This window comes from Roseixanthobacter psychrophilus (genome assembly GCF_043195195.1).
Taxonomy (GTDB): domain Bacteria; phylum Pseudomonadota; class Alphaproteobacteria; order Rhizobiales; family Xanthobacteraceae; genus NCEH01.
The window spans coordinates 256,555-278,647 of sequence record NZ_JBAFWT010000001.1 but is presented as its reverse complement, the minus strand read 5'-3'; the positions used below and the strand labels follow the sequence as shown (position 1 = coordinate 278,647).

Sequence of the window (22,093 nt, the reverse complement as noted above, 5' to 3'; positions counted from 1 at the left end):
ATTATCCCTCGAGCAGCGCCTCGTCGGGCGTGCGGAAGCGGTCGGCCAGGGCCTTCACCAGCGGGCCCATGCGGCTGCCGTTGGAACCCTTGACCATCAACGTGTCGCCGGAGCGGATGGCGGAAGACAGCAGCCCGGTCAAGGCCTGGGAGGTGGGTGCATAGCCGCCCCGCATATTCGAGGGGAGTGCAACCCATAATTCATGCATCAGCGGGCCGGCGGCGAACACGAGGTCGATGCCGGCCGCGCGCAGCGGGGCGGCAAGCTCGCGATGATGGGCCGGCCCGTCGGAGCCCAGCTCCAGCATGTCGCCAAGCACGGCGATGCGGCGGCCGCGCGGGCCCACCGGCGTGCGGCTCAGCACGTCGATGGCGGCGCGCATGGAGGCGGGATTGGCATTATAGCTTTCGTCCAACAGCGTGGCGGTGCCGCCCGATACGGCCAATTCCACCGGCACGCCACGGCCCGGCGGCGGCTTCAGGGCCGAGAGGGCAAGCGCGGCGAGCGCGAGATCGGCCCCCAGCAGCTTCACCGCTGCCAGCACCGCCAGCACGTTCTGCACGATATGTCGGCCGGGCATGCCCACCTTCAGCGTCACCTGCGTGCCCAGGACGTCCGCCACCAGGGTGGAGCAGCTGGCCTTCAGGCTCACGTCCACCAGGCGCACGTCCGCTGCGGGGTTTGCGCCGAAGCTGACGATGCGGCCCACGCCCTTGGCTTCGGCCGCGGCCTTGAGGTGCGCGAACAGGGGATTGTCGAGGTTCAGCACCGCCGTGCCGCCATGCTCCAGCCCGTCGAAGATTTCCGCCTTGGCGTCGGCGATCTCCTCGATATTGGCGAACTGGGCGATGTGCACGGCTTCGACCGTGGTGACGATGGCCACCTGCGGGCGCACCAGCCGGACCAGCGGCGTGATCTCGCCGGGATGGTTCATGCCGATCTCGAACACACCGTAGCGCGCCGTGCGCGGCAGGCGGGCGAGCGAGAGCGGTACGCCCCAATGATTGTTGTAGGACGCGGCCGAGGCGTGGGTCTGTCCGTCGGCGGAGAGGGCGAGGCGCAAGGCTTCCTTGGTGGTGGTCTTGCCGACCGAGCCGGTGACCGCCGCGATCGCGGCCTGTGTGCGGGCACGGGCGGCGGCTGCGGTGCCGCGCATTGCCTCAAGCACATCCTCCACCAGCAGCAGCGGCGCGTCGGGGGCGAAGGCGTCGGCCTTGTCGCGCGCCACCACCGCCAAAGCAGCGCCGTTTTCCAGCGCGCGGGTCACGTAAGCGTGGCCGTCGCTGCTGTCGCCGGTAATGGCGAAGAACGCGTCGCCCGCCGCGAGGGTCCGGGTGTCGATGGAAATGCCGGTAACGGCACCTGGTGTTCCGCGCACGGCGCCACCGGTGGCGGACGCGAGTTCGTCCAGACCGTAAAGCTGCGCCACGCTCATGCGCCTATCTCCCCTAAGGCGGCCAGGACCGCCGCTTTGTCCGAGAACGGGAGGGTTCGATCGCCCACGATCTGGCCGGTTTCGTGACCCTTTCCTGCGACAACCAGAGCATCCCCAGGTTGAAGCATCATGACCGCGGTGCGGATCGCTTCCTCCCGGTCGCCGATGTCCACAGCATCGGGGGCTGCGGCGCGGATCTCGGCCCGGATGGCCGCCGGCACCTCGCTGCGGGGATTGTCGTCGGTGACGATGACGATATCGGCGCGTTCCGCCGCGATGGCGCCCATCAGCGGGCGCTTGCCCCGGTCCCGATCGCCGCCGCAGCCGAACACCGCGATCAGCCGTCCGGTGACCGCCGGGCGCAGGGTATCCAGCACGGTCGCGAGGGCTTCGGGCTTATGGGCGTAATCCACGAAGATCGGCCGGGAGGCATCTTCGCCCACCCGCTCCAGGCGGCCGGGCACGCCGGTCAGGCCGGTCAGGGCGTCGAGCGCTTCCTCGGGCGGCACGCCGCAGGCCCAGGCGAGGCCGGCCGCCAGCAGGGCGTTGTCGGCCTGGAAGCGGCCCATCAGCGGCACCACCACTTCGTCGCCGCCGTTGAAGGTAATGCGCTGCGACACCCCCTCCGCAACGATCGATCGGACGTCGAGATCGCCGCCCTGGCCGATCGTGAGCAGCGGCAGGCCGCGCGTGCGCGCCCAGGCGAGGGTGGTCCGGCCATAGGGGGCGTCGAGCCCCGCCACCGCCGGTGCCCCATCGGGCAGCAGTTCGGTGAACAGGCGCAGCTTGGCGTGATAATAGGCGTCCACGTTCGGATGATAGTCGAGATGGTCGCGGCCGAGATTGGTGAAGCCGCCGGCTGCGAACTGCACCCCATCGAGCCGGCGCTGGTCCAGCCCGTGGGAGGAGGCTTCCAGCGCCATATGGGTCACGCCCTGCCGCGCCAGGGCGTCCAGGGTTTGGTGCAGTTCCACCGGGTCGGGGGAGGTGAGGCCGCCATAGCTGGTGCTGCCCGGCGCCACCAGCCCGAGGGTACCCAGATAGGCCGCCTTGAAGCCGAGATGGTCCCACACCTGCTGCAGGAAATAGGCGACCGAGGTCTTGCCCGCCGTGCCGGTGACCGCGGCGATGGTGCCCGGGGCCCTGGAATAGATACGTGCCGCCGCGCGCGCGAGCGACTTTCGCACGTCAAGCGAGAAGGCGAGGCTCGCCCCGCCCATGGCCGGCGGCTCGCCTTGGGGTTCCATCAGAACGGCGGCGGCGCCCTTGGCGAGCGCTTCCGCGACGAACCGCCCACCGTCCACCTTGGTGCCGGGAATGGCGACGAACAGGAAGCCGGGCTCGACCTTGCGGCTGTCGGCGGTGATACCTGTAATCGCGACCTGCATGCGCCCCGCGACGATCCGCGCGTGGCCGGAGAGAACCTGCGGAAGGTCCCAGGTGCCGGTGGCAGAGGTCTGTTCCGCCGGGGCGTGCACGGGCTCGGTCATGCCGTCTCGTCTTTCCTCGTCCGCGGCCCGCGGGAATGGGTCACTGGCGGTCGGCCACCTTCTGGCGCGCCATGCCGATCATCTGATCCGCCGTCGGCAGGTTCTGGCGCGGCATCACACCCAACATGGGGGCGATGCGCTCCACGATCTTGCCCGAGGCGGGGGCCACGTTCCAGCCGGCGGTGGCGTAGCCATAGGTACCGGGAACGGCCTGCGGCTCGTCCAGCATCACCAGAACCAGATATTGCGGCTTATCCATGGGGAAGACGGCGGTAAAGGAGGTCAGCAGCTTGGTTTTCGAATAGCGCCCGCCCACGACCTTTTCGGCGGTGCCCGTTTTGCCGCCCACATAATAGCCGGGCACCTCCGCCTTGGTGGCCGTGCCCTTTTCCGCATTGAGGCGCAGCAGATAGCGCATCTTGTCGGAGGTTTCCGGCTTCAGAACCCGCACCGCGACCTTCTGGGCTTCCGCCTCAGTCCGCTTGAGGAAGGTGGGGGGAATGAGATAGCCGCCGTTCATCATGGAGTTCACGGCCATCACCGCCTGAAGCGGGGCAACGGCGATGCCGTGGCCGAAGGCGATGGTGGCCGAATTCAGTTCGCCCCAGCGCTTGGGCACGATGGGCTCGGCGCTTTCCGGCAACTCGGTGCGCAGCCGGTCGAGCTGGCCCATCTTCTTCAGGAACGCCTTGTGGGCATCGACGCCCAACGACAGCACCATCTTCGCCGTGCCGACGTTGGACGACACCAGGAAGATCTCGGGAACCGAGAGCACCCGATTTTCGGCGTGATAATCGTGGATGGTGAAGCGGCCGAAATGCATGGAGCCGCGCGCGTCGAAGGTAGAGGTGAGGCCGATCTTGCCGCTGTCGAGCGCCATGGCGAAGGACAGGGCCTTGAAGGTGGAGCCCATCTCGAACACGCCGGTGGTCAGGCGGTTGAGATAATTATTGTCCCTGGGATCGCCGCCGACATTGGGATCGAAGTCGGGCAGCGAGACCATGGAGATGATCTCGCCCGTGCGCACGTCGGTGACCACGCCCATGGCCGCCTTGGCCTTGAACTTCTCCTTCGCCGCAACCAGCTCGTCGCGCACGGCGTTCTGCACGCGGATGTCGATCGACAATTGCACCGGCTCCTGCTGCCTGTCGCTGGCGAAGCCGGCCAGATGCAGTTCGGCGAGGCCGCGTCCGTCGATATATTTTTCCAGCCCGGCGATGCCCTGATTGTCCACGTTCACCCCGCCGATGACGTGGGAAATGGTCGGTCCATCGGGATAGATGCGGCGATTTTCGCGCACGAAGCCGATTCCCGGCAGGCCGAGTCGGTAGATCGCGCGCTGCTGGCTTGGGGTGATTTCGCGCTTCAGCCAGGCGAAGCCGCGCCCGGAATTGAGGCGCGCGCGCGCTTCGGCGACGTCGAGGTCCGGCAGCACCTTGAGCAGTCCCTCCAACGCTTCGTCGGGATCGATCAGGCGCCGGGGTTCGGCGAACAGGGAGGGCGATTTCACGTCGATGGCGAGGGTGTCGCCGTTGCGGTCGATGATGTCGGGCCGTGCCGATGCGACCGCTTCCGAGCCGCCGCCGCGCGTGCCCTGGGGATCGGAGGTGATGGCCATGAACACCAGCCGGCCGGCGATCACCATGAACACCAGGGAGAAGGTCACCACCAGCAATTGCAGGCGGGCGCGGGTCACCGTCTGGGCATCCACCCGGTCGAGGCCGAACAGCGCGCGCACGGTGCCGCGGGCAAACGCGAAGGCGAACCTCACGGTGCCGACCGCCAGCCGCACCAGCCCCATGCCGAGGCCATAGATGATCCGCGCCAGGCGATGGCTGACGCGGCGGATGATGTTGAAGAAGAACAGGAAGATGCCGCTCACCAGCCGCCCCGCGAGGCGGCCTGCGACTCCGCCGACGGCGCGCACCGGCGCGGGCACCTTGGACAGGTCGATCTTTTTCAGCAATTCGGCGGGCGCGACCATAAGGCGGCCTCCTCAGCGATTGGCCGGGAGCGAGCCCGGCGGAAGCATGGGGGCGAGCGTGTTCTCGGCGGGAGCGGGCGGCGCATAGGACGGAGAGGGCGCGTAGGACGGTGCAGGCCCGATCGGCTTTGGCGCCCAGAACGGGAGGTTCGGCGCTGGCCGCTGGCGCGGGGCAGCGGCGGCGACCGGCGGCACGGGCTTCGGCCGCACCGGGGCATTGGCCGGCCGAAGGGCCGAACTGGACGGCAGGACGGCAGCGCCTCCGCCCGTGGGCAGGGCGTTGGCGGGGGAGGCGGGCGTGGCGGGTTCAGCCTTTGCGACCGCCGGCTTGCCGACCGAGGAGGTGGTCAGCGGCGTATCCACCAGGGCTTCGAGCATGCCGCCGATGGAATCGGAATTGGTAGCAGGCTTTTCCGGCAGGCCGTCGAGCGAGGAGATGGCATCGACGCTCAGCGGCTGCAGGTCGAGGTGGCGCTGCACCAAGCCCTGGATATAGATCGGCGAGGTGCGGCGCGCCCATTCCGCGCGCATCACGGCGATGGCGTCGCGCTCGCTGCGGATGGACTGGCGCAGATGGGCCAACCGCTCCGCTTCCGCCATGGAGGCGTACTTCACCTGGTAGACCACCCCGGCGGTCACAAGCAGAGCCACGACCATCACGAGGTTGGCGACGCGAAACATCAGGTCCGTCTCCGACCACGGCGTTGAGAAAACTCGGCGGGAAGCACCCCGGCGAGATCGCCCTCCTCGTGCGCCGGAGCTTGCGTGCGTTCGGCCGCGCGAAGTTTCGCGGACCTGGCGCGCGGATTTTCTGCCACTTCGTCGGGGTCGGGCTCCACCATCCCCTTTGACAGGAGGCGGAAGGAGGGGGCCGGCCCCTCGGCTTGCGGCAGATGACGCGAGGCGGACGGTGCCTTGCTTCGGTGTGACAGAAAAGTCTTAACGATCCTGTCTTCAAGGGAATGAAACGTCACCACCACCAGCCGGCCGCCGGGCTTGAGCGCCCGCTCCGCGGCGGCGAGCGCGGTGGCCAGCTCGTCCAGCTCCTCGTTTACCGCGATGCGCAGCGCCTGGAAGGTGCGGGTGGCGGGATGCATCTCCCCGGGCTTCGCCCAGACCACCTTGGAAACGATATCCGCGAGTTGCGCGGTGCGGATGATCGGCGCTTCCGCGCGCGCTTGCACGATGGCCTTGGCGATCTGGCGCGAGAGCCGTTCTTCCCCGAGCGTCCAGATGACGTGGGCGAGATCGGCTTCCGGCAAGGTGGCGACGAGGTCTGCGGCCGATGGCCCATCCGATCCCATGCGCATGTCGAGCGGACCGTCCCGGCGGAAGGAGAAGCCGCGATCGGCCTCATCGAGCTGCATGGAGGAGACGCCGATATCGAGCACCACGCCGTCGAGCGGGGCAAAGCCCATGGTCTGGGCGAGGGTGTCGAGCTGGGAGAAGCGATCCTCCACCAGCACCAGGCGGCCGTTGGATTCGAGCACGAGCCCGGCGCCCCCGGCGATGGCTGAGCGGTCGCGGTCGATGCCCATCACCCGGCAGTCCGCCGCCGCGAGGATGGCACGGGTGTAACCTCCCGCGCCGAAGGTGCCGTCCACATAAGTGCCGGCATCCTTCGGCGCGAGGTGCGCGAGAACTTGAGGCAGCATCACAGGAAGATGACGGGCCGGTCCGCCTGCGGCGTCGGTGGGCCCGACCCCGCGGCCCGTTTTCATCCCAGATTGCTCCCTTCGTTCTCCGCTCTGGAACCGAGCGCGCGCCGAAGCTGACGCACCTTCTCCGTGGCCTCCGCGAGATGGGTGCGAAAACGCTCCGGTTCCCAGATTCGAAACTTGTGTCCGAGCCCCACGAACGACACCGCATCCGTGATGGAGGCATGGGCCTTCAGGGTTTCGGTCAGCATCACCCGGCCTTCGCCGTCGATCTTCAAGGTCTCGCTGGTGCCGTAGAGGGCGGCGGCCAGTTCCTCGCGCGCTTCCGAATAGGGCGGATAGCGCGAAATCAGCGTGTCGATCTCCGACAGCAGGCGGTTGCCGCCCGCATCGAGCGCCGGCTCGGCCAGGCTCGGATGGCAATAGAGAAATTCCGCCCCGTCCTTGGCCAGCACCGCGCGATAAGGCGCCGGGATGGAAACCCGCCCCTTGGCGTCCAGGCGCATGGTGTAGGTGGACACGAAGCGGTCCATGGCCCCCGTGACCCTTTCCGCGCTCGATCCCAAAACCCGCAACGGCCCCGCCGGAAGAACCGGCGTGAACGGAGCTGGCGCGCGACGCGCCGAACCATTCATATGGGTCACTATGGGTTATCATGGGATAAGATGGGCCGTCAACGAATCCACATGGGACAGACACAGGCCATTTACGGTCCGTACACCTTAAGAAATGTTGAAATCGCCGATGCGCGCCGGTGTGGCGCGCGCTATTGCATGTGCCCTGCCCGCCCGCATGAGTTGGGCGGGCATGGGAATGGGCACTTCGGGAGAGGGACGGCCGTGGCGGTGATGGAGCATGTGGGCCTGATCGGTGGGGCGGGCGTGGGCCTCGCCCTCGGCGGACCCCTTGGCGCGCTGGTGGGCGCGCTCGCCGGACACGCGGTCGACCGCTTCCTTGCACCGGGCCCGCGCCCGGCCGCTTTCTCGGTGGGTTTGATCGCCCTTTCCGCCAAGATGGCGAAGGCCGACGGCGTGGTGGTGCCGGCCGAGGTCGCCGCCTTCCGCGAGGTGTTCGCCATTCCGGACGAGGAATTGGAGGGCGTGGCGCGGGTGTTCAACCTCGCCAAGCAGGACACCGCCGGGTTCGAGGCCTATGCCCGCCAGATCGGCACCTTGTTCGCTGACGAGCCGGACACCCGCGAGGATCTGCTGGACGCCTTGTTCCACGTGGCCAAGGCCGACCACGCGCTGCACGAGGACGAACTGGTGTTTCTCGCCGAGGTCGCGCGGCTCCTGGGGTTCGACGAAACCGCCTATGAGCGCATCGAGGCGCGCCATGTGCGCCGCCCGGGCGATCCCTATGCCGTGCTCGACCTTGCCCCGGACGCGTCCGACGCCGAGGTGAAATCCCGCTGGCGCGCGCTGGTCGGCGAGCACCATCCCGACCGCCTTGCCGCGCGCGGCCTGCCGCCGGCCGCCATCAAGCTCGCCAACGACCGGGTGGCGGCGCTGAACGTGGCCTATGGCCGAATCGAAAAGCTGCGGGGGCTGAAGTGAGGGGCGCCCGCATGGCGCTTTTGGCGGCTCGTCCTCTGGCGGCTTGCCCCCTCCCAACCCTCCCCCGCAAGCGGGAGAGGGCTCGTTCCGTGCAGGGGCCGGCCGCCGCTTTGCGAGTCTTGGAGGCTCCCTCTCCCGCTTGCGGGGGAGGGTCGGGGAGGGGGAACATGCGGAGCATGCCGCACGGCTCCCGCGTCGCCCGCACACGGCAGCCGCGCCCATGAGCGAAACCGCGCTTCCCTTCGCGCCCGACAGCGGGCTCGTATCCGCCCTCGCGCCCTCGCCGAATTATGGGATGCGCAAGGCGGCCGTCGATATGATCCTGCTGCACTATACCGGCATGGAGAGCGCGCAAGCCGCCCTTGCCCTGCTGCGCAGCCCGGCGGCAGAGGTCTCCTGCCATTATGTGGTGCTGGAGGACGGCACGGTCGTGCAGATGGTGCCGGAGGCGGCCCGCGCCTGGCATGCCGGCGTCTCCTCCTGGGACGGCACCACCGACATCAATTCCCGCTCCATCGGCATCGAGATCGTCAATCCCGGCCACAGCCTCGGCTATCCCGATTTTCCCGAAGTGCAGGTCACGGCGGTGGGCGCCTTGTGCGCCGATATCATCGCCCGCCACGCCATACGCGCCGACCGGGTGCTGGCCCATTCGGACGTCGCGCCCCTGCGCAAGGACGATCCGGGCGAGAAATTCCCGTGGGATCTGCTGCACCGGGCCGGCATCGGCCATCTCGTGCCGGAGGCGCCCGCCCGCGGGGGACGCTTCTTCATGATCGGCGATGGCGGCGAGCCGGTGGCGGCGCTCCAGGCCATGCTGGCGCTCTACGGCTATGGCATTGATGTGACGGGTACGTTCGACGAGCAGACGCGGGCGACCGTGACCGCGTTCCAGCGCCATTTCCGCCGGTCCAAGGTGGACGGCGTGGCGGACGCCTCCACCATCATGACCCTGCGCGACCTGATCGCGGCCCGCCCCCAGGAGGGAACGCCGCCGCATGGGCACGGGGATGGCTGCGGCGCCCACTCTTGACGTGGCGGGCGCGAACGCCCATTCAGGCCCACCAGCCGGCCGGGCGGCCGCGTCACCTCAGGGTGCCGAGGAAAGTCCGGGCTCCACGGAGACACGGTGCCGGATAACGTCCGGCGGGGGTGACCCTAGGGAAAGTGCCACAGAAATCAAACCACCCGCGCATGCGCGGGCCAGGGTGAAACGGTGGGGTAAGAGCCCACCGCGCGACCGGCAACGGAAGCGGCACGGTAAACCCCACCGGGAGCAAAGTCGAATAGGGATGGCATCCCTCGGGAAGATCCGTCTTCCCAAGGGAAGGCCCTGTCTTCGGGACGCCATCCGGGTTGACTGCTAGAGGCACCGAGCAATCGGTGTCCCAGATGAATGGTCGCCACGCGGGCGCAAGCCCGCCGTACAGAACCCGGCTTACAGGCCGGCTGGTATTTTCCCCCGAAACGGACGCCCGGCCCGGTACGGCCGCGCCCGCGCCGCGTGCAAGGTCGTCGCCGCGTCCCAGCGCTTAAGCGGCGGACAGCTCGACCTCGATATTGCCGTGCACGGCCTTGGAATAGGGGCACACCTTGTGCGCCGCCTCCAGCAGCTCCATCACCTCGGCCTCGCTCTTGCCGGGGATTTTCGCCCTGATCTTGGCGGCGAGGCCGAAGCCGCCTTCCACCTTGCCGAAGCTCACGGCGATGGTGACTTCCGCGCCGCTCGCATCTACGCCCTTAGCCTTGGAGACGGCTTCGAGCGCGCCGCCGAAGCAGGCGGCATAGCCGGCGGCGAACAGATGTTCCGGCGTGGTCTTGCCCGGTTCGAGGACGCCGCCCTTGGGCATGGCGAGATCGGCCTTGACCGAGCCTTCGGTGGTTTCGGAATGGCCGCCCCGGCCGCCGTGGGAGACGGCGGTGGCGGTGAAGAGGGTTTCGAATGCCATGGTCTGATCCTTCGGTTGGTGCGCGATCTGCGGCGTGCCCCTCGCGGGACGCATGACCCAGGGGCGGGCTCCTCCCGCGCTGCGGCATGGTTTTCCTTGTGGCGGCGGGCCTGCCGTGGCACCTCCCTGCGAACCGGCCTGCCGCAGGTCAGCAAGGAGACAGCCCATGATCGATGGCGCGAAGGACAAGCTCGTGGCCCCCCGTTTGGTTTCCGGCCTTTCGGAAATTGTGGGCGATTACGATCTCATCCTCTGCGACGTCTGGGGTGTGCTCCATAACGGCCTCGCCGCTTTTCCCGCCGCCGGCGCGGCCTTGCAGCGCGCCCGCGCGGGCGGTGCGCGGGTGCTCCTGGTGTCCAACGCGCCGCGCCCGAATGTGTTCGTCGCCGCCATGCTGGACGGGTTCGGCGTGCCGCGCGACGCCTATGACGGCATCGTCACCTCCGGCGACGTGACGCGGGACGTGCTCGCCGCCCGGCCGGGCGTGCGGCTGTTCCACCTCGGCCCGGAGCGCGATCTCGGCACCTTCGACGGTCTCGACGTGGTGCCGACCAGCCTTGAGGAGGCCGAACTCGTCGTTTGTACCGGCCTTTTGAACGATGATGTGGAAACCCCGAAGGATTACGCCGGCCGCCTCGCCGCCATGAAGGCGCGGAACCTGCTGTTCGTGTGCGCCAATCCCGATCTCGTGGTCGAGCGCGGCGACACGCTGGTCTATTGCGCCGGGGCGCTGGCGCAGTCCTACCAGGAGATGGGTGGAGAGGCGATCTATTGCGGCAAGCCGCACAAGCCGATCTACGACGTTGCCCTACGCCACGCGGCGGCGTTCGGCGGCGCGCCGGTGCGGGCCGAGCGGGTGCTGGCCATCGGCGATGCGCTGCGCACCGACATCATCGGCGCCACGGCGGCCGGCTTCGACAGCCTGTTCATCTCCAGCGGCATCCATGCCGAGGAATTGCACGGGGAAAACGGCAGCGAGCCCGACGCCGAGGCGCTCGCGAACCTGTTTTCCGACCACGCCCATCCGCGCGGCGTGATGCCTCGGTTGGCCTGGTGATCGCCCCGCGCCCTTGAGGCGCGCCGGGCGCCGCCCCGATGTCCGCGCGCCGCTTTCCCTCCGCACAATCCCGTGCTTGACGCTGGCACGTGTGCGCGCGAAGGGTTCTCTCCCCTCCATTGCCCGGCCGCCCTTGCCGATGCCCACCCCCTTTCCCGACACCTCTTTCCCCGTCATTGAGGGCATCGCGCCGCTCCCCGCGGAAATCGCGCGGCCGGTGCTGGCCATCGGCAATTTCGACGGCGTGCATCGTGGCCATCGCGCGGTGATCGATGCCGCCCTGTACATGGCGCAGACCCTGGGGCGGCCGGCGGCGGCGCTGACCTTCGAGCCCCATCCGCGCAGCTTCTTCCAGCCGGACGCCAATCTGTTCCGCCTCACCCCCGGCCGACAGAAGGTGGATTGTCTCGCCCGCACCGGGCTTTCCGGCGTGATCGTGCTGCCGTTCGACGCCGCGCTGGCGCGGGTGACGGCGGAGGATTTCGTCGACGAAATCCTGGTGCGGCGGTTCGGTGCGTCGGGCGTGGTGGTGGGTTTCGACTTTCATTTCGGCCGCGCCCGCGCCGGTTCGCCGGCGTTCCTGCGCGAGGCCGGCGCGCGTCTTGGCTTCCCGGTGGAGGTGGTCGAGCCGGCCATGGACGAGGGCGACCCCATTTCCTCCAGCGCGATCCGCAATGCGCTCGCCGCCGGGCAGGTGGGCCACGCCGCGCACATGCTGGGGCGCCCCTGGAGCGTGCGGTCGACCGTGATCCACGGCGACAAGCGCGGCCGCGACCTCGGCTATCCCACCGCCAATCTCGCCATGCCGCAGGGCACGCAGCTCGCCTTCGGCATCTATGCGGTGCGGGTGCGGTTCGACGGGCATGTGGTGGACGGGGTCGCAAGCTATGGCCGCCGGCCCACCTTCGACAACGGCCGCCCGCTGCTGGAGGTGCATCTGTTCGATTTTTCCGGCGACCTCTATGGCCGCGAGCTGGATGTCGCCTTCCACGGCTATCTCAGGCCGGAAATGAAGTTCGACGGCATCGCGGCGCTGATTGCCCAGATGGACAAGGACAGCGCCGCCGCCCGCCTCGTGCTCGCCCGCCCGCAGGTCTGGCCGGTGTGAGCGGGGAACCGGCCGGGTGCGACCCCGGCCGGCGCGCATTCAATCCACGGTCGCGCCGTAGAGCAAATTCTTGAACAGCATGCGCGTGGCCACGCGCGGCGTCGGCGCGGCGGCCATGAACACGCCGACGATCTCCTCCTTCGGATCGATGGTGAAGGAGGTGCCGCCGGCCCCCGCCCACATGGCGTCTCCCACCGAACCCGGCGCCACCGCAAACCCTTCATAGCGGCGAATCGCGAAGCCGAGCCCGAAGCCATAGCCCGGCCCGGTGCTCGCCGCCGTGGAGCCGGCAAGCCCGATCAGATGGTCGGACAGCATGAAGTCCACGGTCTTGGGCGAGAGAATGCGCACGCCCTCCAGCTCGCCGCCGTTCAGCATCATCTGGGAGAAGCGGAAATAATCCTCCGCCGTGGTGACGGTGCCCGCGCCGCCGAGCCGGTAGCGCTTGCCGGGGTCCTGGTCGACCCGCACCCATTTCCACCCCGCTTCTTTCTGCGGGTCGGCATCGAACGCATCGGCGAGGCGTGGCGCCTGGGCGGGCGTGAGCTGGAACGAGGTGTCCTTCATCTTCAGGGGCTTGAACAGGTTTTCCTCCAGGAACACGTCGAGCCGCTTCCCGCTCACGCGCTCCACCACCACGCCCAGCACGTCCACCGAGAGGCCATATTCGAACCGCGTGCCGGGCTCGTAGGCGAGCGGGATCTTGGCGAGGCCGCTCACGAAGGCTTCCGGCGACAGATCGGAATTGCGGCTCTCGATGTCGGCCTTCTCATAGCCCTCCTTGATTTCCGGGAACGGGGCGCTGCCGGAATAGGTGAGGCCCGAGGTGTGGCGCAGCAGATCCTGGATGGTGATGGGATTTTTCGCCGGCACCACCTCGCGCACGGTCTTGCCGCTCTCGTCCTTCTTCTCGGCGATGACGGTCATGGCCTTCATCTCGGGAATATATTGCCCCACCGGGTCGCGCAGGCTGAGCTGCCCGCGCTCCACCAGCATCATCGCCGCCACCGAGACGAACGGCTTGGTCATGGAGAAGGCACGGAACACCGCATCCTTGGTCATGGGCTTGGTCTTGGCGGCATCGAGAAAGCCGTGGGCCTCGAAATGCACGATCTTGCCGTCGTGGGCGATCAGCGTCACCGCGCCGGGAAGGGTGCCTTTGTCGATCTCCCGCTGGAGTGCGACGGGAATGCGCTTCAGCGCGTCCTGGGAAAAGCTGAGGTCGTCCGCTTGCGCGGACGCGGCGTGGAAGATGCCGAGCGCGAGAAGCGCCGGCACCAGGGGTCGCATGATGCTCCCTGCCATGGATTGTTTCTCCCGAGTGGTTTTAATCGTTTCAGGCCGAGGCGGGACTTGGCGGTCCCGGGCCTCGATCCGGCCCCGGTGCGGCCTTGCTGGCCGTGTGATGATCCGTGGCAGGCGCAGAATGCCGTTGCGGAATGTGGCTGTCGATAGGATCGCGGCGGGCTTAGGCGGTTCTTAACCGAGTTTCGGCATTGTGCGTCGATCCCGACCGCGCGAGACGATAGCCGAACCTGTGCCTGCTCCTTCCGCTCCCCAGGACCGCCGCTCCCCCTTCATCCGCCTTGCCGACCTGCTGGCGGGCACGGAGCCCGGCCGCGCGCCCTTGAGCGCGGCGGTGGGCGAGCCGCAGCATGCCATGCCGGATTTCGTCGGCCCGGTGCTCGCGGGCGCGCTGCCCGGCTTCGGCCGCTATCCCCGCGCCGAGGGCACGCCGGCGTTCCGCGCCGCTGCCGCCCAATGGCTCGGCCGGCGCTATGACCTCGCCCGGCCGGTGGATGCGGATCGCGAAATCCTGGTGCTGAACGGGTCGCGCGAGGGCCTGGTGTCCGCCGCCATCGTCGCCCGGCGGCTGACGGGGGATCGTGGCGGGCGGCCGGTGATGCTGCTGCCCAATCCCTTCTATGCCGCCTATGCCGCCGGTGCCGAGGCCGCCGGCTGCGAGGCCATTCCCTTGCCCACAACCCGCGCATCCGGCTGGCTGCCGGATCTCGACGCCCTCGACGACGCGCTGATGGCGCGGGCGGTGGCGGTGTTCATCGCCTCGCCGGCCAATCCGCAGGGCGCGATCGCCTCGCGCGCCTATCTGGAGCGGCTGCTGTCCATTACCCGCGCCCACGGCACCTATCTGTTCTCCGACGAATGCTATTCCGAGATTTATCTCGGCGCGGAAAAGCCCACCGGCATTCTGGAAGTGTGCGGCAGCGATTTTTCCGGCGTGGTGGCCTTCAACTCGCTGTCCAAGCGCTCGTCTTTGCCCGGCCTGCGCTGCGGCTTCTGCGCGGGGGATGCGGACTTCCAGAAGGCGTTTCTCGCCTTCCGCTGGGTGGCCGCGCCCCAGGTGCCGGAGCCGCTGCAGGCGGTGGGCATCGCCGCCTATGGCGATGAAGCCCACGTGGCGGCATCCCGCGCGCTCTACGTGCAGAAATTCGACCTCGCCGACCAGATGCTCGGCGGGCGCTTCGGCTATGCGCGGCCTGGCGGCGGTTTCTTCCTGTGGCTCGACGCCTCGGCGGCGGGCGGCGGGGAAGCGGCCACCCTGCGGCTGTGGAAGGAGCAGGGGCTGCGGGTCGTGCCCGGCGGCTATCTCGCCCGCCCGGACGCGACCGGAATCAATGCGGGCGACCCCTATGTCAGGGTCGCCCTGGTCCAGGATCTTGCCACGTGCGGGGAGGTGCTGGAGCGCCTCGTCGCCGGGCTGACGTGAGGGAGCTTCCGCGCATGGCCCCGGCTCGCCGTCGTCCCGCCCCCGCCATGGCCCTGCGCCATGGGCTCGGCATGGATTTCATTCCCGAGAGCGTGCGCGGCGCGATGCGCCGCCGCTCCAGCCAGATCTGCGGCGCGGCTCTGCTGGGCGCGAGCCTGTTCGCGCTCGTCTCCATGGTGACCTGGACCGCCACCGACCCGAGCCTCTCCAACGCCAGCGGCGCGCCGGTGAAGAACGTGCTCGGCCGGCCGGGCGCCATCCTCGCCGACCTGCTGATGCAGGGCCTAGGGCTGGCCAGCCTGTTCCTGGTGCTGCCGCTGGCCTATTGGGGATGGCGGCTGGTCACCTGCCGTCCGCTGCCGGGTGAGCAGGTGCGCGCGGGCGCGCTCACCCTTGGCGTGCTCGGCATGAGCGCATTGCTCGGGGCCCTGCCGACCTTCGGCGTCTGGCCCGTGCCCACTGGCCTCGGCGGGGTGATCGGCGATCTATTCCCGCGCCTGATCGCGGTATTCCGGGGCGGCTGGAGCGGCGGTTTCGAAACCGTGCTGATCGCTGCCGTGGGCGCCGTCTGCGGGTTTGGCGGGATGTATTTCGCCTGTCGGAGCGGCAAGCCCAAGCGGCGCCTCGCAGCGGGCGAAACCGCCGAGGACGACGACGAGGATGAGGCGTTCGAGGACGAGGATCGCGGCGCGCTCACCCTCGGCGCGCTGACCCACACTTTCCTGTCCGCCAAGGCGCGCCTGTTCGGCCGCCGCAAGGCCCGCACGGGCAATTCCGGTTCTGCCAAGGCCGCGCCGGCGCGTGCAGCGGCGCTCGGCGCGGCTTTCGCCCGCGAGATGTTCGCCTCCGAGCGCCGCACGGTGGATGACCAGGGCCGCGTCGAACCGCGCCTGCATGCCGGTCCCGCCCATGAGGCGCCCGCCCTCGGCGGCGTGCGCCGCACCGAGGGCGATGCGGACCCGGAAGAGGCCGCGATTCCGGCGGCGCCTCCCGCCCGCACCGCGTCGTCCCGGACCCGCCAGGGCGGCCGCGAGGGCCGCGCCGAGGGTCGCCGGCCCCATGCCTACCGGCTGCCGGATCTGCAATTGCTCGGCGCGCCGCCCCCCTCCAAGGGGCCGGCCATGAGCCCGGAGGCGCTCGCCGACACCGCCAAGCTGCTGGAGGGCACGTTGGACGATTTCGGCGTGCGCGGGGAAATCGGCCAGGTGCGTCCCGGCCCGGTGGTGACGCTGTACGAGCTGGAGCCGGCGCCGGGCATCAAATCCTCCCGCGTGATCGGCCTCGCCGACGATATCGCCCGGTCCATGAGCGCCATTTCCGCCCGCGTGGCGGTGGTGCCGGGGCGCAATGCCATCGGCATCGAGCTGCCCAACGCCAAGCGCGAGAAGGTGCTGCTGCGCGAACTTCTCGCCACCAAGGATTTCGGCGACAGCGGGCAGAAGCTCGCCATCGCGCTCGGCAAGACCATCGGCGGCGAGCCGGTGATCGTCGATCTCGCCCGCATGCCCCATCTGCTGGTGGCGGGCACCACCGGCTCGGGCAAGTCGGTCGCCATCAACACCATGATCCTTTCGCTGCTGTACCGGCTGAAGCCGGAGCAGTGCCGGCTCATCATGGTCGATCCCAAGATGCTGGAACTCTCCGTCTATGACGGCATCCCGCACCTGCTCGCCCCCGTGGTGACCGACCCCAAGAAGGCGGTGATCGCGCTCAAATGGGCGGTGCGCGAGATGGAGGACCGCTACAAGAAGATGTCCAAGCTCGGCGTGCGCAACATCGACGGCTTCAATGCCCGCGTCGCCGAAGCCGAGAAGAAGGGCGAGAGCATCGCCCGCACCGTGCAGACCGGCTTCGACCACGAGACCGGCGAAGCCATCTACGAGCGCGAGGAGATGGAGCTGGGGCCGCTGCCCTATATCGTCGTGATCGTCGACGAGATGGCGGACCTGATGCTGACCGCCGGAAAGGAGATCGAAGGCGCCATCCAGCGTCTCGCGCAGATGGCCCGTGCCGCCGGCATCCATCTGGTGATGGCCACCCAGCGCCCGTCGGTGGATGTCATCACCGGCACCATCAAGGCCAATTTCCCGACCCGCATCTCGTTCCAGGTGACCTCGAAGATCGACAGCCGCACCATTCTCGGCGAGATGGGCGCGGAGCAACTGCTCGGCCAGGGCGACATGCTCTACATGGCCGGCGGCGGCCGCATCAGCCGCGTGCACGGCCCGTTCGTCTCCGACGACGAGGTCGAGCGGGTGGTCAAGCATCTCAAAGCCCAGGGCGCGCCGGATTATCTCGAAGCCGTGACCGCCGACCTCGCCGAAGAGGGCGACGGCGAGGATGGCGCGGTGTTCGACAAGGGCGCGTTCGGCGAGGAGGGGGATCTCTATTCGCAGGCGGTGGCGGTGGTGCTGCGCGACAAGAAATGCTCCACCTCCTATATCCAGCGCCGGCTCCAGATCGGCTATAACAGGGCGGCGTCCCTGGTGGAGCGCATGGAGAAGGAAGGCGTCATCGGCGCCCCGAACCATGCCGGCAAGCGGGAAATCCTGCTTGCCGACGAAGCGGCGGAATAGTCTGGGGCGGCATTTGGAGTTGCCGCAGGGCCACAGGTTCGCCATAGGCAAGATTTAAGGGAAGTGTGACAGTGAAGATTCGTCCGCACGCCCCGTTCGCCCATCGAGACCCCCTGATGCCCCATCGCCGGCCTTCGCCCTTCGCCTTCGCCCTTGCCTTCGGCGTCGCGGCGCTTGCCGCCCTCGGGCAAAGCGGTGGCGCGGCCGCGCAGGGCGTGCTGCTGCCGCCCGGCGAAGTGCTGGGGCCCGGCGGCACGGCGTCGCAGCCCAGTCCCTCGCAGATCTTCGCGCCGCAGGTGGCGGTGCCCAAGCCGAGCGCCCCCGCGGTGCCGCAGGCCGCAGCGCCACAGGCCTCCGCCGCTCCGGTCAATGTGCCACTGCCCCAGCAGCGCCCCGCGAGCGCCAATGCCGCGCCGAGCGCGCCGCTGCAGCTCGCCCCGAACCAGAGCGCCGCCCGCTCCGGCGGCCCGCGCGCGCCGCAGGGTCCGGTCGCCGCACCCTCCCAGACCAATCTCGACCGCGCCGATCCCGCCACGGCGGACAAGATCAGCGCCTATTGGAACGCGGTGCAGAATCTCACCGGCACGTTCGTGCAGATCGATCCGGACGGCACCCGCAAGACCGGCGACATCTATATGCAGAAGCCCGGCCGGGTGCGGTTCGAATATGATGCGCCGGTACCCATCGAGCTGATCGCCAACGGCCAGTCGGTGGCGGTGCGCGATCGCAAGCTGAACACCCAGGACATCACGCCGCTCTCGCAGACGCCGCTGCGCTTCCTTTTGTCGGAACGCACGGACCTGGCCCGCGATCCGCATGTGAAGGGCGTCTATCAGGATGATCTCTACATCAGCGTGGTGATGGAAGAGACCGTGCCCATGGTCGGCACCTATCGCCTGCTGATCCTGTTCGACGCCAAGGACTACAGCCTGAAGCAGTGGATTGTGACTGATCCGCAGGGCTATGATACCTCTGTCGCGCTCTACAAGCTCGACTATACCCGTCGGCCGGACCCCAAGCTGTTCGTCATCAATTTCGACCGCATGCTTCAGTAGGGCCGGCGTTTCGCTCCCTTTTCCGCTTGCGGGGGGAGGGCCGGGAGGGGGACGGGCCGAGCGGCTCCTGCTGCCGCCCTTCGGCTCGTCGCCCTTGCCAGTGCGTATGCCGAGGGTCTAGGTCTCGCGCTCCCGCCGAAAGCCCGCCGAGCACTCCGTGTCCCTCACCGTCTGTACCTGGAACATCAATTCCATCCGCATCCGCCTCGACCTCGTGAAGGCCATGGTGGAGCTTTTGAAGCCCGACGTCCTGTGTCTGCAGGAGACCAAGTGCCAGGATGACAAGTTTCCGCTGGCCGCGGTGCGCGAGCTTGGCTTTCCCCATATCGCGCTCAACGGGCAGAAGGGCTGGCATGGGGTCGCGACCCTCTCGCGCCTGCCGTTCGAGGCCATCGAGCGGCAGGAATTCTGCGCCAAAGGCGACGCGCGGCACATCGCCGTGACGCTCGGCGCCTCCGCCGGGCTCTCGGCGCCGGTGACGGTGCATAATTTCTACGTGCCGGCGGGCGGCGACATTCCTGATCCCGAGCTGAACGAGAAATTCGCCCATAAGCTCGCCTTCCTCGACGAGCTGACCGCCTGGGAGCGTCTGCCCGAGCAGGTGAACGCCCGGGATGGCCATGCGGTGCTGGTGGGCGATCTCAACATCGCGCCGCTGGAAACCGACGTGTGGGGCCACAAGCAATTGCTCGGCGTGGTGAGCCATACCCCGGTGGAGGTGGAGCGATTGAACCGGCTTCAGGCCTCCGGCCCCTGGGTGGATGTCATGCGCCGCTTCGTGCCGCCGCAGGAGAAGCTGTTCACCTGGTGGAGCTATCGCTCGCCCGACTGGACGGTGAACGATCGCGGCCGGCGCCTCGACCATGTCTGGACCAGCCCGGGCCTTGCGCCTCAAGCGCGCGCGATGACCGTGCTGCGGGAGGCGCGCAACTGGGAGCGACCTTCGGACCATGTGCCGGTGGCGGTGACATTCGACGTCTGAGGCCTGTTTTCCTCACCTCTCCCCGCCGGGGAGAGGTCGACCGCGCAGCGGACGGGTGAGGGGGCGCGGTGAGAATGCTTTGGCCCCTCACCCTAACCCTCTCCCCGTGGGGGAGAGGGGAAGCAAAGTTCATGCGGCAAAGCTTTTTCCCAATCGAAAGTCTCACCGCATTCGCACATGCCTCACCTCTCCCCGTGGGGGAGAGGGGGGAACGGTCGGCGGCGGGCTCGCGCCAGAATTCGGCCGCGCCTGGGGGCAGGGATTGCAGCACCGCGTCGAGGGCGTCGGGATCGGTGGCGCGGCGCAGCGCGGCAGCAACGTCGGCGATGCAGGTCTCAGGCGCGAAATTGTGGTGTTGGCGCAAGCCCTGAACCTCGCGCGTCAGGCTGGCGCGCTCGCCAAAGGCCAAGGGGGCGAGCCCGAGGTCCCAATCCGAAACAAAGATCGCCCGCAGCACCGGCGGGAGCACCTGGGCGAAGCGGATCGCCTCGGCCGGGGAGAGGCGCGCGCGGAAGGTGCGCAACACCCCCTCCACCATGGTGTAGGTCTGGTTGCGCGTCGTCAGGCCCGACGTGTCGCGCGCATCGGCGAGGAAGCGCTCGAAATCCTCGCTCGCGTGCTGCAGCTCCATGGGAATCGGCACGTGGCGATGCCAGCTTTACCGTCGCCGGACCGGCGGGCGGAGGGGCGGCTCCAGCTTTTCCCGGCGCAGCGTATCGAGGGCGCCCAAAGTCGCTTCCAGCCGGCTGGCGAACAGGGCGCGCAACTGCACCGCCGCGTCGGGAAAACCTTCCAGCACCCGAAGAAACGTCGCGCGGGGAATGCGCAGCAGGGTCGAGGCTTCGAGCGCCAAAGCGGTTGCGGGGCGCGGCAGGGCGATCACCAAAGCGCTTTCGCCCACTAAAGCTCCGGGCAGCACCTCGCACAGCACCCGGCGCCGCGCGCCCTTCTCCTCCACCATCTCCAGGCGACCGGAGATCAGGACATAGCCGGCATCCGCCGTATCGCCTTCCCGAAACAGGACATCGCCGGCCGAGAGACGCAGCGCGTCGGCGCTGATGGCCAGCGTGCGCAGGGCATCCGGCGTGAGCATGTCGAAGGTCGGGACGTCCTGCAGCAAGGCGACGTCCTGTTCGAGGCTCACGGGCGGCTCCCTGCGTCGGTCATGCTTCAGGGCACCAGCTTGTAGCCGCCGGCCTGGGTGGCGAGCAGGGTGGGGGCGGAGGGGTCGGGTTCGATTTTCTGCCGCAGGCGGTAGATGTGGGTTTCCAGCGTGTGGGTGGTGACGCCGGAATTATAGCCCCACACCTCCTGAAGCAGCGTCTCGCGCGCCACCGGAGATTTTCCCGCGCGATAGAGATAGCGCAGGATGGCGGTTTCCTTCTCCGTGAGGCGGATCTTGGAGCCGCGATCGGTCACCAGCATCTTCGCACCGGGGCGGAAGCTGTAGGGGCCGATGGCGAACACCGCGTCCTCGCTCGCCTCGTGGCTGCGCATCTGGGCGCGCAGGCGGGCCAGCAGCACCGCGAAGCGGAACGGCTTGGCGATATAGTCGTTGGCGCCAGCCTCAAGGCCGAGAATGGTATCGCTGTCCGTATCATGCCCGGTGAGCATGATGACGGGCGCCTTGAAGCCGTTCTTGCGCATCTGGCGCACGGCATCACGGCCATCCATGTCGGGCAGGCCCACGTCCATGATGACAAGGTCGATCGCGCCGTTGCGGGCAGCATCGATCGCCCCCTGGGCGGTCTCCGCCGGCACGGGTTCGAATTCATCCTGAAGCGCAAGCTGCTCGATCAGGGCTTCGCGCAGTTCCGGGTCGTCCTCGACCACCAGGATCTTCCACGCATTGGCCATAAAAACCTCCGTTACCCTTGCGGGAACGCGAATCGCGCAAGTACATCATGCTGCGGCGATCCTGCAAATTTACCCGCGAAAGAATGTTGCAAACTGGTATAGTGGTGGGGTTTATTCGTGCAAGTTCCTGTGGGGATCGAAAAAATCCACGTTCGCCGCCTGCCTGGAACACCCCACCGGGGCATTCTCACGCTGGCGGGCTTGGCGATTCCCGTTGCCCTCGGGCGGGCCGGCATCGGCTTCGACAAGCGCGAGGGCGATGGGCGCACCCCGGCCGGCCGCTGGCGTATCGAGCGCGTGCTCTATCGCCCGGACCGGCGTCCGCGCCCCATGACTCTCCTGCCTGCCAAGCCGATCGCCCCGACCGACGGCTGGTGTGACGATCCGCAGGACCGCCGCTACAATCGCCCCGTGCACCTCCCGATTTCCGTGTCCCACGAACGCATGGCGCGGGACGATGCGCTCTATGACCTTGTGCTGGTGCTCGACCACAATACACGTCCGCGTGTGAAGGGCCGCGGATCAGCGGTTTTCATCCATGCGGCCCGCCCCGGCTTCCTGCCGACCGAGGGGTGCGTGGCCCTGCGTCCGGCGGACCTGCGCCGCCTCGCCGCGCGATTGAAACCCAACGCGCGCCTGATCATCAGCTAGGGAACAC

Annotated in this window: 19 protein-coding genes, 1 other RNA gene and 1 pseudogene; 10 read left to right on the top strand and 11 right to left on the bottom strand. The window is 68.4% G+C overall.

Annotated features, from left to right (window positions below):
- Position 1: 1 nt before the first annotated feature.
- From V5F77_RS01235 to V5F77_RS01210, 6 genes are all read right to left on the bottom strand, one after another.
- Positions 2 to 1,435 (bottom strand): UDP-N-acetylmuramoylalanyl-D-glutamyl-2,6-diaminopimelate--D-alanyl-D-alanine ligase, encoded by a 1,434-nt coding sequence (locus V5F77_RS01235; RefSeq protein WP_429003484.1) that lies wholly within the window; start codon positions 1,433 to 1,435, stop codon positions 2 to 4.
- On the bottom strand, positions 1,432 to 2,925 hold the full coding sequence (locus V5F77_RS01230; protein ID WP_429003483.1) for a UDP-N-acetylmuramoyl-L-alanyl-D-glutamate--2,6-diaminopimelate ligase: 1,494 nt from the start codon (positions 2,923 to 2,925) through the stop codon (positions 1,432 to 1,434). The genes V5F77_RS01235 and V5F77_RS01230 overlap by 4 nt, the downstream gene beginning before the upstream one ends.
- A gap of 40 nt (positions 2,926 to 2,965) precedes the next feature.
- Complete coding sequence (locus V5F77_RS01225) at positions 2,966 to 4,726, bottom strand: peptidoglycan D,D-transpeptidase FtsI family protein (protein WP_429003680.1); 1,761 nt, start codon at positions 4,724 to 4,726, stop codon at positions 2,966 to 2,968.
- Between the two features lie 195 nt (positions 4,727 to 4,921).
- A complete protein-coding gene (gene ftsL, locus V5F77_RS01220; protein ID WP_429003482.1) occupies positions 4,922 to 5,590 on the bottom strand; it encodes a cell division protein FtsL in 669 nt (222 codons plus the stop codon).
- The gene (rsmH, locus tag V5F77_RS01215; protein ID WP_429003481.1) at positions 5,590 to 6,630 is read right to left on the bottom strand and encodes a 16S rRNA (cytosine(1402)-N(4))-methyltransferase RsmH; all 1,041 of its coding nucleotides are present in this window, start codon (positions 6,628 to 6,630) and stop codon (positions 5,590 to 5,592) included. Before rsmH ends, ftsL begins: the two co-directional genes overlap by 1 nt.
- Entirely contained in the window at positions 6,627 to 7,100 is a 474-nt protein-coding gene (locus tag V5F77_RS01210) for a division/cell wall cluster transcriptional repressor MraZ (RefSeq protein WP_429003480.1), read from the bottom strand. Before V5F77_RS01210 ends, rsmH begins: the two co-directional genes overlap by 4 nt.
- Positions 7,101 to 7,415: 315 nt before the next feature.
- Between V5F77_RS01210 and V5F77_RS01205 the strand changes: the two genes are divergently transcribed.
- The 3 genes from V5F77_RS01205 (at position 7,416) to rnpB (ending at position 9,580) form a co-directional block, all read left to right on the top strand.
- Positions 7,416 to 8,123 carry a TerB family tellurite resistance protein gene (locus V5F77_RS01205; RefSeq protein ID WP_429003679.1) on the top strand — a complete coding sequence of 236 codons (708 nt, stop codon included), beginning with the start codon at positions 7,416 to 7,418 and terminating at the stop codon, positions 8,121 to 8,123.
- Between the two features lie 220 nt (positions 8,124 to 8,343).
- Positions 8,344 to 9,156 (top strand): N-acetylmuramoyl-L-alanine amidase, encoded by an 813-nt coding sequence (locus V5F77_RS01200; protein ID WP_429003479.1) that lies wholly within the window; start codon positions 8,344 to 8,346, stop codon positions 9,154 to 9,156.
- 31 nt (positions 9,157 to 9,187) lie between these two features.
- Positions 9,188 to 9,580, top strand: an RNA gene (rnpB, locus tag V5F77_RS01195) — RNase P RNA component class A.
- Between the two features lie 75 nt (positions 9,581 to 9,655).
- Here rnpB and V5F77_RS01190 read toward each other — a convergent pair.
- Positions 9,656 to 10,072, bottom strand: coding sequence for an Ohr family peroxiredoxin (locus V5F77_RS01190; RefSeq protein WP_429003478.1), 417 nt, complete (start codon positions 10,070 to 10,072; stop codon positions 9,656 to 9,658).
- Between the two features lie 166 nt (positions 10,073 to 10,238).
- Here V5F77_RS01190 and V5F77_RS01185 point away from each other — a divergent pair, with 166 nt between their 5' ends.
- Both V5F77_RS01185 and V5F77_RS01180 read left to right on the top strand, forming a co-directional pair.
- Positions 10,239 to 11,129 (top strand): TIGR01459 family HAD-type hydrolase, encoded by an 891-nt coding sequence (locus tag V5F77_RS01185; protein WP_429003477.1) that lies wholly within the window; start codon positions 10,239 to 10,241, stop codon positions 11,127 to 11,129.
- 139 nt (positions 11,130 to 11,268) lie between these two features.
- Entirely contained in the window at positions 11,269 to 12,237 is a 969-nt protein-coding gene (locus tag V5F77_RS01180; protein ID WP_429003476.1) for a bifunctional riboflavin kinase/FAD synthetase, read from the top strand.
- A gap of 39 nt (positions 12,238 to 12,276) precedes the next feature.
- Here the strand turns inward: V5F77_RS01180 and V5F77_RS01175 are convergent, their stop codons facing one another.
- Positions 12,277 to 13,542 (bottom strand): serine hydrolase domain-containing protein, encoded by a 1,266-nt coding sequence (locus tag V5F77_RS01175; protein ID WP_429003475.1) that lies wholly within the window; start codon positions 13,540 to 13,542, stop codon positions 12,277 to 12,279.
- A 232-nt stretch (positions 13,543 to 13,774) separates the two neighbouring features.
- Between V5F77_RS01175 and V5F77_RS01170 the strand changes: the two genes are divergently transcribed.
- From V5F77_RS01170 to V5F77_RS01155, 4 genes are all read left to right on the top strand, one after another.
- Entirely contained in the window at positions 13,775 to 14,965 is a 1,191-nt protein-coding gene (locus V5F77_RS01170; protein WP_429003474.1) for an aminotransferase class I/II-fold pyridoxal phosphate-dependent enzyme, read from the top strand.
- A 14-nt stretch (positions 14,966 to 14,979) separates the two neighbouring features.
- On the top strand, positions 14,980 to 17,541 hold the full coding sequence (locus tag V5F77_RS01165) for a DNA translocase FtsK (RefSeq protein WP_449317015.1): 2,562 nt from the start codon (positions 14,980 to 14,982) through the stop codon (positions 17,539 to 17,541).
- A 116-nt stretch (positions 17,542 to 17,657) separates the two neighbouring features.
- Positions 17,658 to 18,596: an outer-membrane lipoprotein carrier protein LolA gene (locus V5F77_RS01160; RefSeq protein WP_429003473.1), complete on the top strand. Its 939-nt coding sequence runs from the start codon at positions 17,658 to 17,660 to the stop codon at positions 18,594 to 18,596.
- A gap of 157 nt (positions 18,597 to 18,753) precedes the next feature.
- Complete coding sequence (locus V5F77_RS01155; RefSeq protein WP_429003472.1) at positions 18,754 to 19,578, top strand: exodeoxyribonuclease III; 825 nt, start codon at positions 18,754 to 18,756, stop codon at positions 19,576 to 19,578.
- A gap of 229 nt (positions 19,579 to 19,807) precedes the next feature.
- Here V5F77_RS01155 and V5F77_RS01150 read toward each other — a convergent pair.
- The 3 genes and pseudogenes from V5F77_RS01150 to V5F77_RS01140 all read right to left on the bottom strand — a co-directional run.
- Positions 19,808 to 20,209 (bottom strand): annotated as a pseudogene (locus V5F77_RS01150) (DUF2267 domain-containing protein); the annotation flags it as partial.
- 27 nt (positions 20,210 to 20,236) lie between these two features.
- A complete protein-coding gene (locus V5F77_RS01145) occupies positions 20,237 to 20,722 on the bottom strand; it encodes a cyclic nucleotide-binding domain-containing protein (protein ID WP_429003471.1) in 486 nt (161 codons plus the stop codon).
- A 26-nt stretch (positions 20,723 to 20,748) separates the two neighbouring features.
- On the bottom strand, positions 20,749 to 21,435 hold the full coding sequence (locus V5F77_RS01140; RefSeq protein WP_429003470.1) for a response regulator transcription factor: 687 nt from the start codon (positions 21,433 to 21,435) through the stop codon (positions 20,749 to 20,751).
- A gap of 117 nt (positions 21,436 to 21,552) precedes the next feature.
- On the opposite strand from V5F77_RS01140, the gene V5F77_RS01135 reads away from it, so the two are divergent.
- Complete coding sequence (locus V5F77_RS01135) at positions 21,553 to 22,086, top strand: L,D-transpeptidase family protein (protein WP_429003469.1); 534 nt, start codon at positions 21,553 to 21,555, stop codon at positions 22,084 to 22,086.
- The last annotated feature ends 7 nt before the right edge of the window (positions 22,087 to 22,093 follow it).